The organism is Pseudoflavonifractor capillosus (assembly GCF_016899775.1).
In the GTDB taxonomy this organism is placed as follows: Bacteria; Bacillota; Clostridia; order Oscillospirales; family Oscillospiraceae; genus Lawsonibacter.
In genome coordinates, this window is sequence record NZ_JACJJE010000018.1 from 1 (window position 1) to 13536 (window position 13536).

Below are 13536 nucleotides of genomic sequence, written 5' to 3' on the forward strand. Positions count from 1 at the left end.
CCCCACAGCCGCAGCCGGTCCCTCCTCCCCGCCCAGCGGTACCACACCGACGGGGAGGGGGTGCTCACCGCCGCCTTCCGGGAGCCCTGCGCCGTGGAGGTGTGCGGCCCGGAGGGGGAGCTTCTGGCCGGCCTGGAGCTGACCCAGGGGGAGAACCATCACACCATCCAGCTTTGAGAGGAGCGTACCATGGCAAATCCAGTTGTCCAAACGGCGACATGCACCTGCAGCTTCGGGGCGGCCCCCGCCGTCCTGACGGTGACCAGCCAGCAGACGGTGTCCATCTGCAAGATGCCGGCGGCCACCATCCAGGATGGGGCGGCCCTCAGCAACGTGCCCACCTTCGGCATGTGCTCCAACCCGGCCAACCCCACCGTGGCGTCGGCCACCGCGGCGGCCATGGGGGTGCTCACCCCCATGCCCTGCGTCCCCGCCACGGTGGCCTGGGCCCCGGGCTGTCCCACGGTGACGGTGTGCAAGCGGCCGCTGCTGAACAGCACCAGCAAGCTGACCTGTTCCTACGGGGGCGTGATCCAGGTGACCGTGACCCCGGCCATGACGGTGAAGGTGCCGTAAGCGCGGACCGGCGGCAGAGAGGAGGGCTTGGCTATGGAGGAGTACGACCTGCGGGACGTTTCCTATGAAAAACTGAATCGGGGCTATGAGAACCAGTGGGAGCTGATGGACGACCTGTTCGCCTGGCTGGACCTGCGCATCTACTTCTTCTACGAGCACCACCAGTGGCTGGGCCCCAAGAACGACATGCGGAACATGATGGGGCTGGTGGTCAGCCGGGAGGAGTTTGAGCACAACCTGGTGAAGGCGGCCCAGCTGGGGCTGGCCGCCCAGCTGGACGGGGGGGAGGCGGCCCAGCTGGAGTCCTCCCAGGTGACCATCCGGGCCCGGCTGGAGCGGACGAGGGCGGAATTCCCTCTGCTGCGCATGTTCCGGGAGCTGGGGCTGGAGGAGTTTGAAGAGGGCTGTCTGGTGCTTGCCTACGCCGCCGCCCTGGATCAGAAGTATGAGAAGCTGCTGGCCTACCTTCAGGACGACATCACCCAGAAGGTCCCCACCACCGCCCTGGCGGTCCAGCTGTTCCTCCCCCTGGAGCGGACCATGGAGGAGTACCTGTCCCGCTTTGCCCGCCGGGACAAGTTTACCAGCCTCTTTGACCGGGAGCGCCTGGCGGCCGGGCAGCTGGTGTTGCGCCCCTCGGTGCTGGAGTTTCTCAGCACCGGGACGGTGGCCCCCATGCCCGGACTGCGGATCTTTGACGGGGCGGGGGAGGCCCCCTCCGGCCCCCTGGTGATCGGCCAGGAGGCGGCCCGCCGCCTGGACCTGCTGTTCCGGGAGCCGGGGGAGCGGGTCATCTGCCTCACAGGGGGGCCGGGCACGGGCAAGCGCTTTCAGGTGGAGCACCTGATGGCGCGGGAAAAACAGCGCTGCGTGTTTGTCTCCCTGGACGGGGAGCGGCCGGAGGAGCTGGCCCAGGAGGGGGTGCTGGTGGCCCGGCTGACGGGGGCCTGCCTGTGCGTGTCCCACATGGAGCGGACGGACGCCGAGGGAAAGCTGCTCCCGGCGGAGGAGAAGCTGCTCCAGGGAATCCTGGACCAGGAGCCCGCCCATGAGAAGCTGTTTCTCCTGTCCCAGCTGCCCATCCGGGCCCGCCTGAGCCGCCTGACGGTGGAGCTGGAGGTGCCCGACCCCACGGAGGAGGAGCGCATCGCCCTGTTTCAGGCTTTTCTGGGAGAGGCGGAGCTGGGAGACGGACTGACCGTGGAGGAGCTGGCCGCCAAATTCCGGTTCTCCCCCCGGCAGATTGAGCTGGCCTGCCGGCAGGCGGCGGGCTTGACCAAACTCAGGGGGGAGGGGGCCATCTCCAGCCGGGAGATGCACCAGTGCTGCTACCGGCAGGTGGTCCACAAGCTGGGAGATCTGGCCAGCCGAGTGCGCCCTGCCTTCCACTGGGACGACGTGGTGATGCCGGAGGACCAGAAAAAACTCCTCCAGCACGCCTGCGGACACATCAAATTTCAGCACCAGGTCTACTACGGCTGGGGGTTCGACCGGAAGATCGCCTACGGGCGCGGGCTGTCCATCCTGTTCGCCGGGGCCCCGGGCACCGGAAAGACCATGTGCGCCCAGGTGATCGCCAATGAGCTGAACATGGAGATGTATAAAATCAACATCTCCCAGATCGTCAGCAAGTACATCGGGGAGACGGAGAAAAACCTCCAGGCGGTGTTTACCGAGGCCAAGCGGTCCAACTGCGTCCTCTTCTTCGACGAGTGCGACGCCCTCTTCGGCAAGCGCAGCGAGGTGAAGGACGCCCACGACCGAAACGCCAACGTGGAGGTGGCCTACCTCCTCCAGCAGATCGAGGAGTACGACGGGGTGTGCATCCTGGCCACCAACCTGATCGGCAACATCGACGAGGCCTTCATGCGGCGCATCACCTATGTGGTTCGCTTCCCCTTCCCGGACGCGGCCATGCGGGAGGAGATCTACCGCCGCACCATCCCCCAGCAGGCCCCCCTGTCCGACGACATCGACTGGGCCTTTCTGGCGGAGAAGTTCGAGCTGTCCGGCGGACACATCAAGAATATCGTCCTCTCCGCCGCCTTTCTGGCGGCCCTGGAGGGGCAGAGCATCGGAATGTCCCACCTGCTGCGCACCGCGGTGGGAGAGATGAAGAAAAATGAGATCGTAGTGGTCCGGGAGGAGCTGCGGGAGTACGCGGACCTGCTGGACGGCTGAACCGGCCCCGACCTGACGGGGGCTGCAGGAACGGAAACGAGGTGGACCGCCCTTGAAACGGAATACAAGCTTTACCCTGGGAAAAAAGCTGCTGCTGATGGTGCTGCTGGTGAGCCTGATTTTAAGCGCCGCCGCTCTGGCCGCAGGCTACCATGTCTATTTCCGAGACACCAGGGCCCTCTATGGCCAGTTTGGCGAGAGCATCGCCCGGACCTTTGCCAGCCAGCTGGACCCGGAGGAGCTGGAAGGCTATGCCCGGGGCGGATCGGAGGACGAGCGGTATGGGGAGCTCCGGGACGCTCTGGTGGCTGCGGCCAGGGAGGGGGGCGTGGCCCGCCTGGATGTGGTGCGCCCCCAGGAGAACGGAGCGCTGGTTTTGTTCAGCACCGGCGAGGCGGACACGGAGGGGACTGCCTCTCTGGGGGATATCCGGCCTCTGGAGGGCTCCCTGGCAGAGGCGCTGGACGACATGCGTGCCGGCGGGACCGTGGACCCGGTGACCTGGCAGGACGGGGAGCTGGGCTGGAGGATGATGACGGCCGCCCCGGTGTACCGGACGGACGGCACCGCCTGCGCCTACGTGGTGGCGGAGCTGGACATGGAGCCGGCGGTCCAGGCCCAGCGGGATTTCCTGCTGGGGACCGGCGTACTGCTGGCGGTGCTGGCGGCGGTGCTGATCGCGGCGTACATGCTGGTGATCCGGCGCAGCTTCATTCAGCCCATCCGGCTTCTGACCAAGGCGGCCCAGGACTATGAGGGGGGCGAGGACAAGTCCACCTTTACCAAGGTGAAGATCAAGAGCCACGACGAGCTGCGCACCCTCTCCGACGCCTTCCGGATGATGCTGGTGGAGATCGACCTGAACAACTTTGAGCAGAAGGAACTGGCCGTCCGGGAGCAGAAGCTGGAGATCGAGCTGCAGCTGGCCAACGAGCTCAACAGCTCCATGCTCCCCAAGGAGCTGCCCCGGCGGGAGCAGGGGTATGAGTTTGCCGTCCGGGGTCTGCTGTGCTCCGGCCGGGAGGTGGAGTACGACTTCTACGACTACTTCATGCTGGATCAGGACCGCCTGTGCGTGATCATCGGGGCGGTGCCGGGGGAGGGGATTCCCCAGGCCCTCTACACGGTCATGGCTCAGACGGCCATCAAGAGCCAGCTGCGCTCCGGCCTCCCGCTGGCGGCGGCCATGACGGCGGCCAACAGCCAGCTCCACGAGATGAGCGGCACCTTTGTGCTCCACGCCCTGGTGGGGGTGCTGGACGGCATGACGGGGAAATTTTCCTGTATCAACGCCGGGCAGGAGGTCCCCCTGCTGATGCGGAGCCAGGACCGGTACGAGTGGGTCCAGGCCCCCCCCTACGCTCCGCTGGGACAGAATGAGAATGTGGTCTATCAGGTGCTGGAACTGGAGCTGCACCAGGGGGACCGGATGTTCTTCCACACCCGGGGCCTGGGAGAGATCCAGGACGAGCAGGGCAGGGCCTTTTCCGAGGAGCAGCTCCGGGCGGCCCTGAACCTCAGCGAGAGCCGGGCCCTGGATCTGGAGCGGCAGCTGGAATTTGTCCGGGACGAGGCGGCGGCCTACTCCAGCCGGGTGCAGGTGGACGGCTATGCCATGCTGACCCTGGAGTACCGCCGGCGGGACCGGGCCATGGCCCACTGCGTGCTCACCGCCGGCCCGGAGGGGGAGCAGAAGCTGCTGGACTTTCTCCGGGGCCAGCTGAAGGCCAACGGCTTTACCGGCCGCCGCCTGGCGGAGGCGGCGGTGCTGGCCGACGAGCTGTTTGTCCTGTGCTGCCAGCAGGCGGAGCCGGACGCCCGCTTTTTGGCCCAGTGCGCCATGCCGGAGGGAGAGAATCTGATGGTGCTCCGGCTGAAGGGCCCCATGGGGGCCAAAGACCCGCTGAAGTCTGCGCAGGGGGATTCCGCGGTGCGGGCGGCGGAGTATGTGCTCCAAAATACCCAGCGGGTGACCTTCGAGAGCCGGGACAGCATGGATGTGATCACCGTGACAAAGCGTCTGGAGGCGGAGCCCTCCGGGCGGACGGCCGAAACACACCGGGCGGGGGGATGAGGTTATGGCGGAACAATGTTTTCCGGCGAAGCTGGACCAGCTGGAGCCGGTGCAGAAATTTGTCCTGGATCAGCTGAGGGGGTTCCCCTACACAGAGCGGACCCGGGCGCAGCTGGACGTGGCGGTGGAGGAGATCTTCGTCAACATCGCCCGCTACGCCTATCCCCCGGATCAGCCGGGGTGGGCCCTGGTTCGATGCCAGGTGGAGCAGGGCCCGCTGCGGATTCAGATTCAGTTCGTGGATGCCGGCATCCCGTTCAACCCCCTGGCCAAAAAGGATGCGGATATCACCCTGTCTGCGGAGGAGCGGCATATCGGCGGGCTTGGGATTTTGATGGTGAAGCGCTCCATGGACGCGGCGGATTATGTGTATTCAGGCGGGAACAACATTTTGACGCTTACAAAATACCTTTGAATCCAGGGCGGCAGCCATGCCGCTGCATGGCTGCAGTACAGCTGACAGAACGCACAAAATCGACAGACAAGCGTCATGGGAGAATTGTATAAATTTCGATGCATATCACACAAAATTAGGAAATGAGGTAAAAAACAATGACGATCACAACTACCCGGAACGGCAGCGCGCTGACCCTCCAGCTGGAGGGCCGGCTGGATACTACGACCTCGCCCCAGCTGGAGGCGGAGTTGTCCGCGTCTTTGGACGGGGTGACGCAGCTGACCCTGGACCTGCAGCAGCTGGCCTATCTCTCTTCCGCTGGATTGCGGGTGATCCTGGGCGCCCAGAAACGGATGAACAAACAGGGACAGATGGTGGTGCGCCATGTGAACGAGACCATCATGGAAGTCTTTGAGGTGACAGGGTTTGTGGATATTTTGACGATTGAGGCATGATCTATGCTGACAGACACAAAAAAAGAGGGGCCGTTCCAAGAGAAGAGGCTGTGCCGAAGCGTTGAATTGTCGGATCAATCCAACATTGAGCGGATCCGGGCGAGGTTTGGACATAATCTCAGTGCGCATGCGTTTCCTTCGCTATATTTGTGGCAGAAGGAAATGGGGCTGTCTTTATACATGGAAGATGATTTTTTTGCTGTAAAAATTGACAGCCGGGGCAGCAATTCATGGTTTTTCCCCTGCGGTGATGAAGAAAAAATAAATCGGTTCATCCGCGGCGGGATGGATACCGCCCATTTTTCCCTGTGTTACCTGCGCCCCGGCGATGTGCAGTGGCTGATCCGTCACTTTCCGGATCGCTGGGAGGTGCGCAGGGAGGAGGAGTCTGACGAGTATATCTGCAGGATTTCCGATTACTTGGCGATGGAGGGGAGTCAGTATTCGGAGGTTCGGAAAAAAATCCGCCATCTGGAGCGGGAATACGGTGTGAAGGTACAGCCGATTTCTGACGCAACCATTGACGATGCGCAAAGTGTTCTGCGTCAGTGGCGTGAAGTGGCGCACCATGTCAGTGACGGGAATGTAGAGGACAGAATCGTGAGCGAGACGGCGCTGCAGAAGCGCAATGAATTGAATATTTTCGGCAGCATTTTATATCTCGATGAAAAGCCGGTTGCCATGTATGCGGGCTTTCCCATTGATGCTGTAACAATGGATGTGGTGGTGGGAAAGTGTGTGCCGGGCGCACCGAATTACACGGTATATTTTGCCATGCGGGAATTTTTAAGACAGTACCAGGACAGGTTCCTGTACTGTAACTTAGAGGAGGATTTGGGGATTCCGGGGATCCGAATGGTAAAGCGGAAAATGCGCCCAATCGCATTCAATGAAATTTGGGAGGCCGAATTGAAGTGATCAGGAGAGAGAAGGACTACTTCATTTCCCGTATGTTTTGCCGCCTGTTGGTCCCATCGCTGTTTTCGTCTGTGGGATTTGCTCTGGCGGATATGATGGATTCCATCGTATTGGGGCAGAGGATGGGTGAAGTGGGACTGGCCGCAACCAATCTGTGTTTACCGCTGTTTATGCTGATCAACGCGGTCATGGATGGACTGGGAATTGGCGGGTGCGTGCGTTTTTCGCAAAAATTGGGCGATGGACGCGCGGAGGAGGCCGTACAGTGCTTTAACCGGATTGTATCTGCGGCAGTATTCCTTGGAATGGGAATGGGGCTGCTGGCCAATCTTTTCCCGCAATTCATGCTGAAAATTTTGGGAACTGTGCCGAGTGACGGGGCCCTGTACTCGGCCTGCGGTTCTTATGCCCGAGTTCTGATGGCAGGTTCTCCGATTTTGATGCTGAATGTGATCTTATCCAATTTTCTGCGCAATGACAATCGGGAGCGCCTGGCGTCAATCGGCTTCTTTGTGGGAAATATGGTTGATTTCTCGCTGAACATACTCCTGGTTCTGGTGCTGAATTTGGGAACGGTCGGGGCTGCCGCGTCGACGGTGATCGGTTCTGGAGTGGCGATCCTGATTTATTTACCTGGAATTCTTGAAAAGGGGCACATTTTGAAATTGGAGCCGGTAAAAACGGAGTGGGCGGAGGTGCTCTCCTGTTTCCGAACCGGATTTTCCACATCCGTGCAGCACCTGTTCCGCTTGGCCTTTTTCCTTCTGGTCAACCGGCTGCTGATGGGGCAGGGGACAGAAGACGGCGTGGCAATTTTTAGTGTGGTCTACAGCGCATCCTTCCTGATTTTGTACTTATTCAATGGAACGGCGGAGGCGGCTCAGCCTTTGGTCAGTACATTCGCAGGAGAGGGCAGCGAGGAAGATGCCCGCCGGGTTCGCGTGCTGTCTCTGAGGTGGGGATTGCTTGCAGGATGTGCAGCCGCAGTGGTTGTCTTTCTATTTGCAGAAGAAGTGTGCTGGATCTTCGGTATTGCGGAGGAATTGAGACAATCCGGCGCCTGGGCGCTCCGAATCTTTTGCATTGGAGCGGGCGTCACAGGGATAAACACCATTTTGGAAAGCTATTACCAGGCGAAGGAAGAGGTGGTTTCAGCTTTTTTGATTACTTCTCTGCGCAGCTGTTTCATTTTGATACCGTGTACGCTGCTGCTGTCGCAGCTTGGTATCCGGTGGATTTGGTTTATGTATCCGCTGACAGAGTTGCTCACCCTGCTGGTGTTTGCGGCCTGCCATCGCTTTCTTGCAGATCAGCGGAGCGTTTTGGCCCCGGAACGCCGGCTCTCTCTCACCATTGAAGGAGAGGAACAGATCGGGCAGGTGCTTGAGCAGGTGACCCAGTTTTGTGAGCGGTGGCAGGCGGACCAGCGGCAGGGCCACTTTGTGACCATGGCTGTGGAGGAGATTGCAATGTCTATTTTACAAAAGGCCATGGGCAAAGCGGTTGATGGCCGCATTCACATCACGCTGGCGGCCCAGGAGGATGGAGAATTTGTGCTCCATTTTATTGATAATGCGGTGAAATTCGATCCATTTTCCCTGAAAAGCGGGCGAGTAAGCAATTTCTTTGAAGATTTGGATGTGAATGCAGTGGGAATGATGATTGTTCGCAAGAAAGCAAAGGAATTCCTATACCGCCAGAGTCAGGGGTTCAATTCCCTGATGGTCCGAATTGGAAAATAGGAGGAACTGACACATGAAGCTGTCCCTGAAGAGTAAGGTTATCCTGGTCGTATTGCTTTTTACTGTGATACTGTCTACCTGCACTGTCATGCTGAGCTATCTGACCTATACAAATTCCTTCCAAAACTATTATGAGAGCCTGGCGGGATCCATTGCAAAATCTACGGCATCTGTTGTGGACAAGCGGCAGGTAGAGGCGGTGGCGGATGAAGTATTAAAGACATATCAGCGAATCTGCGATGAAACCGGCGGCGCGCCTGACCTGAGCGCGTTTTCCCAGGAGGAACTGGAGGCCTATTATGCCGAATTCCATTACATCACCGGGATGCCGGAGTACCAGGAGCTTTTGGAGCTGCTCAACCAGCTTCGTGAAGATAACGGGGTTGTCTCGCTGTATTTGGGATACCATGAACTGAACACCATGAAGGACCTGTATCTTGTGGACGCCAGTGCAGAAGAGAGCTGCATCCCCGGGGATTATGACAATGTAGAAGCGGACCAGGTGGAGCAGCTTCGGGCGGGAAATTTTGACATGCCTGCGTACATTACAAACTATCCCGACTATGGGTGGCTGTGCTCTGCAAGCGCTACGATTGAAAATGCGGACGGCGAGGTGATCGGGGTCGCGCTTGTGGATATTTCCATGAACGAGATCATGGGGGACGCCCAGGAGTTCTTACAGACATTGATTTTGCTGATTGCAGTGGTGGCGCTGATTATGGCCGGGCTGATTTTGCTTCTGGTCAATCGGACGATTGTGCTCCCCATCAATCAGATGGCCCGCGCCGCCCTGCAGTATGTGTCCGACCGCCGCACCAGCGAGGGGCGTTCCGCCTCCGCCGGGGGGCGCCGGGCGGCTGCGGGCGAAGAGGAAGAGGAGCGTTCGGCCATTTCCAAGCTGAACATCCGCACCGGCGACGAGATCCAGGCCCTCTCCGAGGCCATCAAAACCATGGAGCTGGAGATCAACGAGTACATCCAGGACCTGACCGCCGTCACGGCGGAGAAGGAGCGCATCGGCGCTGAGCTGAATGTGGCCACCCAGATCCAGGCGGACATGCTGCCCAGAATTTTCCCGGCCTTCCCGGAGCGGGAGGAATTCGACGTGTATGCCACCATGAACCCGGCCAAAGAGGTGGGCGGTGACTTCTACGACTTCTTCCTGGTGGACGACGACCACCTGGCGGTGGTCATCGCCGACGTATCCGGCAAGGGGGTGCCCGCGGCCCTGTTTATGGTGATTGCCAAGACCCTCATCAAGAACCACGCCCAGAATCAGGAGGCGCCGGGCACGGTGTTCACCCAGACCAACGAACAGCTGTGCGAGGGCAACGACGCCGGACTGTTCGTCACCGGATGGATGGGCGTGCTGGAGATCAGCACCGGCAAGTTTGTCTATGTAAACGCGGGCCACAACCCGCCCCTGCTGAAGCGGGCCGGAGGGACCTTTGAGTGGCTCAAAAGCCGCCCGGGCTTTGTGCTGGCCGGCATGGAGGGGGTCCGCTACCGGGAGAACACCCTGCAGCTGGAGCCGGGGGACCGGCTCTACCTGTACACCGACGGCGTCACGGAGGCCACCAACAGCCGCGAGGAGCTCTTCGGAGACGAGCGCCTCCAGAATGCGCTGAATGAGTACATGGATCTGCCCGTGGAGCAGTTCCTGCCCAAGATCAAGGAGTGCATCGACGCCTTTGTGGGCGGCGCGGATCAGTTTGACGACATCACAATGCTCGCTCTGGACTATCAGAGCAAAGGGGAGACGGAACATGATTGAACGTATATTTCCCGCCACGGAGGATCAGCTGGAGCCGGTCCAGAGCTTTATTGATGGGGAGCTGGAGCGGTACGACTGTCCGCCCAAGGCTCAGATCCAGCTGGCGGTGGCGGTTGAGGAAATTTTCATCAACATTGTCCGTTATGCCTACCACCCGGAGGTCGGCCTGGCCACCGTCCGATGCAGCGTGGGGGGAGATCCCCTTCAGGTCACCATCCAGTTTCTGGACAACGGGAAGCCCTTCAATCCGCTGGAAAAGGAGGACGCCGACATCACCCTCTCCGCGGAGGAGCGGGACATCGGCGGCCTGGGCATCCTGATGGTGAAAAAGAGCATGGACGCGGTGGACTATGAGTATGTGGACGGAAAGAATATCCTGACCATCCGAAAGAATCTATAAATGCGGTGCGCGGCGGGAAAGCGGAAGGGGAAAAACGGCCCGTTTCCCGTCTGCCGCCCTGGACAGGGAAGAAAAAGGGGAAACGACAGCAGAAAAAGGGCTGCAGATATGGTATAATCATCGTATAGAATTCTGCCTTGGCGCTGCTGTGCATGGACCCTGACCGGAGAGAAGAAAAACGGCTGGAGCCCGGAGAGGCTGTCCGGCGAAGAGGACAGGAGGAATGGAGATGTCTCAGATCTACACCACACGGCGCAGAGCGGTCCGGGATGCCGGGAAAGCGGCCGCACCGGCGAGAGAGACGCGGCAGGAGACATACTACGGCGGATTCAGCGAGACAGACGGGGGGATGGGCTCCCAGCTGGGGGAACTGATGCAGGCCCGGATGCGTCAGCACTTCCTGGACCATCAGAACCCTGCGGCCGAGCGGGAGGCGGACCAACTGTCCGCTGGACTGGACAGCGCCCGTACGCCGGAGGAGGTCAAGAGCCGCCTGGGTGAGCGCCTGGGCGCGGACTTTTCCGGCGTCCGTTTCCACACCGGCTCCGGCGCGGTGAGCTCCGCCGAACAGATGGGCGCCCGAGCCTATGCCACGGGCCGGGACGTGTATTTCGGCAAGGGGGGCTTTGACCCCTCTGTGGCCGCCCACGAGCTGGTCCACACCGTCCAGCAGGGACTGGTGGAGAGCAGCACGCCCACCGTCTCCGCCCCGGCGGGAGAAGTGCAGATGCTGCCGAAACTGTTTAAAAAGATCGGCGGTCTGTTTAAGAAGGGCTCCAAAGCACAGGAGGCCGCCGCCTCTCAGGAGGCCGTCCCGGAGAGCGCCCTGGAGGCTGGCCTGGAGAGCGCCGGCGGGGGACCGCGCATGCAGCTTGCCTCTGCCCAGGCGGGCGAGGCCGCTGAGACCATAACCGGAGAAGAGGAGCCCGTCACAGAGTCTGTCCCAGAGAGCATCCCGGAGGCAGGCCTGGGAGGCGCCTCCGGGGGACTGCGCATGCAGCTTGCTTCCGCCCAGGTGGGCGAGGCCGCTAAGACTTTAACCGAAACCAAGGAGAAGAAGCCCAGTCTGCTCTCCCGGGCCTGGGGCGGCATCAAGAAGGGCGCCGCCTATGTGGGCGGCGCGATCAGCGGCAAGCTGAATTCGCTCAAGCGCCAGCACCAGCGGGCGGTGGACGACCTGAACCACCACCGGGAGGACTACAAGGCCATGTCCCGGACAGACCGCTTCCTCTGGACCCTGAAAAACCCCCTGGCCCGGATCATGGCCAGCGGCAGCATGGAGGACACCAAGGCGCGGGACGCCCGGGCCAAGCTGCTGGAGGAGAAGGCGGTGGCGTTGGCCGCCGATGTCCAGGGGGACGGCGGCTATGACCTGGGCGACGCCGCCTTTGATCCCATGGAGCTGATGGAGGGGCCCGGTATCGCCACGTCCGTGGAGCGGGACAAGCGTGAGGCGGAGGCCGCCCGGCGGGGCGACCTGCCCAATCTGGAGGCGACAGAGCCCTTGGAGGAGATCGGCGCGGAGGCCGGCGCTGCAGGCGAGGAGGAGAGTGCGTCCTTCTTTGACGAGCCGGTGGTCGGAGAGGACGACTCGGCCATTCCGGAACTGTTGGATGCCACGTCGGGAATCACTCAAGTGGCCGGTCTCGCGGGAGGAGCCTCCGGAAGCCTGTCGTCCGACCCGGCCAATCCGGAGGTGACAGCGTCCTCGGAGGAGGTCAACGAAAAGGCGGCCCTGGAGAAGGCCCGCGGCGCGAAAGCGGAGGGGTACACCGGTACATCTTCCCTGCTTCAGGACGACGTGTTCCACGGCAAGCCCAAGACGCTTGCGTCCCTGGGCAGCACGGGGGTCGGCCTGGGTACGGATAACCTGACCAATGTGGCCAGGGCGCGGGAGAGCATTCCGCAGATCGAGAGCGAGATGCAGCAGTATCTGGCGGGAGCGGGCCACACCAAAGACGACAGTGAGTACAAGGCGCTTGAGCAGACCCTCAAGGACCAGCAGGATGTGGGGAATCTCACTGCCGGTGAGCGGGTCTTCGGCGTCAGCAGCGGCCTCCTCCAGATGGGGGCGGCCGGCCTGGAGGCCGGCGGAAATATCATGAAGGCCCACAGCCAGCGCAAGAAGGGCGACGACGCCGGAGCGGCCACCCACAGCTTCTACACCATGAGCAATATTGCGGACTTCGGAACCGGATTGTCCAAGGTGATCGGCTACGGCTCCGCGGCTACCGATATGGTGGGCCCCATCGGCCAGCAGGTCATCCCGGGCTTGGGCATCGCCAGCGGCGGGATGAAGGCCATCGGCGGCGGCATCCAGCTGGGTTCCGCCCTCAGCACGAAGAAGAAGATGGATGATCGGATCAAGGCCATGGATGAAGCGCAAAAGAGCGGCGCCCAGCGTACCCGAGACCAGGAGCGGATGTACCGCACCTTTAAGCAGGCCAGCGGCATGGCCAAGGCCAACGCAGTGGAGGGCGGCATCAAGCTGGGCTCCGGCGTGCTCAACGCCACCGGCAACGCCATGACCCTGGGCGGCGTCACGGCGATCGCCGGAACGATCGTGTCCGGTCTCGGAACCGCCGCGGATTTGGCCGGCGGTCTTGTGGTGGACAAGATGAAGAAGGGCGTCCGCGCCGACACGGTGAACGAGGAGATCGGCCTGGACGAGAAGATCAAGGCTCTGATGGCTCAGGACGACTCCATCACGGAGAAGGAGGCCAAGCACATCGTGCTCAAATCCATGGGCTTCTCCACCGGCAAGCGGAAAGAGGCCTTCCAGCACATCACCATGCGCCGGGCGGCGGAGCTGTACCGGCGGGCCAACGGCGGCGACGAAGAAGCGGAGTCCATTGTGAAGGAACTGGGGCTCAGCAAGACCGGAAGCGGCTACAGTCTCCAGGGCATCGCGGAGAAGCTGGGCATGGACAGCAGCACCACCTGGCAGGAACAGATGAAGGCCACCAAGGAGTCCCGGGGTCACAATCCCTTTAAAAACAAGAAGAAGGCGGCATAGCGG

At 61.4% G+C, this 13536-nt stretch carries 10 protein-coding genes; all 10 read left to right on the plus strand.

All coding sequences use genetic code 11. The annotated features are described in order from the left end of the window. Positions 1-189 precede the first annotated feature (189 nt). The 10 genes from H6B31_RS07405 (at position 190) to H6B31_RS07450 (ending at position 13533) form a co-directional block, all read left to right on the plus strand. The gene (locus H6B31_RS07405; protein WP_204897969.1) at positions 190-576 is read left to right on the plus strand and encodes a DUF4280 domain-containing protein; all 387 of its coding nucleotides are present in this window, start codon (positions 190-192) and stop codon (positions 574-576) included. A gap of 33 nt (positions 577-609) precedes the next feature. After that, complete coding sequence (locus H6B31_RS17205; RefSeq protein WP_243418907.1) at positions 610-2757, plus strand: ATP-binding protein; 2148 nt, start codon at positions 610-612, stop codon at positions 2755-2757. Between the two features lie 52 nt (positions 2758-2809). Further along, entirely contained in the window at positions 2810-4831 is a 2022-nt protein-coding gene (locus H6B31_RS07415) for a PP2C family protein-serine/threonine phosphatase (RefSeq protein WP_204897970.1), read from the plus strand. 4 nt (positions 4832-4835) lie between these two features. Further along, on the plus strand, positions 4836-5246 hold the full coding sequence (locus H6B31_RS07420; RefSeq protein ID WP_204897971.1) for an ATP-binding protein: 411 nt from the start codon (positions 4836-4838) through the stop codon (positions 5244-5246). A 137-nt stretch (positions 5247-5383) separates the two neighbouring features. Then, on the plus strand, positions 5384-5683 hold the full coding sequence (locus H6B31_RS07425) for an STAS domain-containing protein (protein WP_204897972.1): 300 nt from the start codon (positions 5384-5386) through the stop codon (positions 5681-5683). A 3-nt stretch (positions 5684-5686) separates the two neighbouring features. Then, complete coding sequence (locus H6B31_RS07430; protein WP_204897973.1) at positions 5687-6601, plus strand: phosphatidylglycerol lysyltransferase domain-containing protein; 915 nt, start codon at positions 5687-5689, stop codon at positions 6599-6601. After that, positions 6598-8343 carry an MATE family efflux transporter gene (locus H6B31_RS07435; RefSeq protein ID WP_204897974.1) on the plus strand — a complete coding sequence of 582 codons (1746 nt, stop codon included), beginning with the start codon at positions 6598-6600 and terminating at the stop codon, positions 8341-8343. The genes H6B31_RS07430 and H6B31_RS07435 overlap by 4 nt, the downstream gene beginning before the upstream one ends. A gap of 13 nt (positions 8344-8356) precedes the next feature. After that, entirely contained in the window at positions 8357-10117 is a 1761-nt protein-coding gene (locus H6B31_RS07440) for a PP2C family protein-serine/threonine phosphatase (protein WP_243418908.1), read from the plus strand. After that, positions 10110-10517: an ATP-binding protein gene (locus H6B31_RS07445; RefSeq protein WP_204897975.1), complete on the plus strand. Its 408-nt coding sequence runs from the start codon at positions 10110-10112 to the stop codon at positions 10515-10517. The genes H6B31_RS07440 and H6B31_RS07445 overlap by 8 nt, the downstream gene beginning before the upstream one ends. Before the next feature lie 229 nt (positions 10518-10746). Continuing rightward, positions 10747-13533 (plus strand): eCIS core domain-containing protein, encoded by a 2787-nt coding sequence (locus H6B31_RS07450; RefSeq protein WP_204897976.1) that lies wholly within the window; start codon positions 10747-10749, stop codon positions 13531-13533. Positions 13534-13536 lie beyond the last annotated feature (3 nt).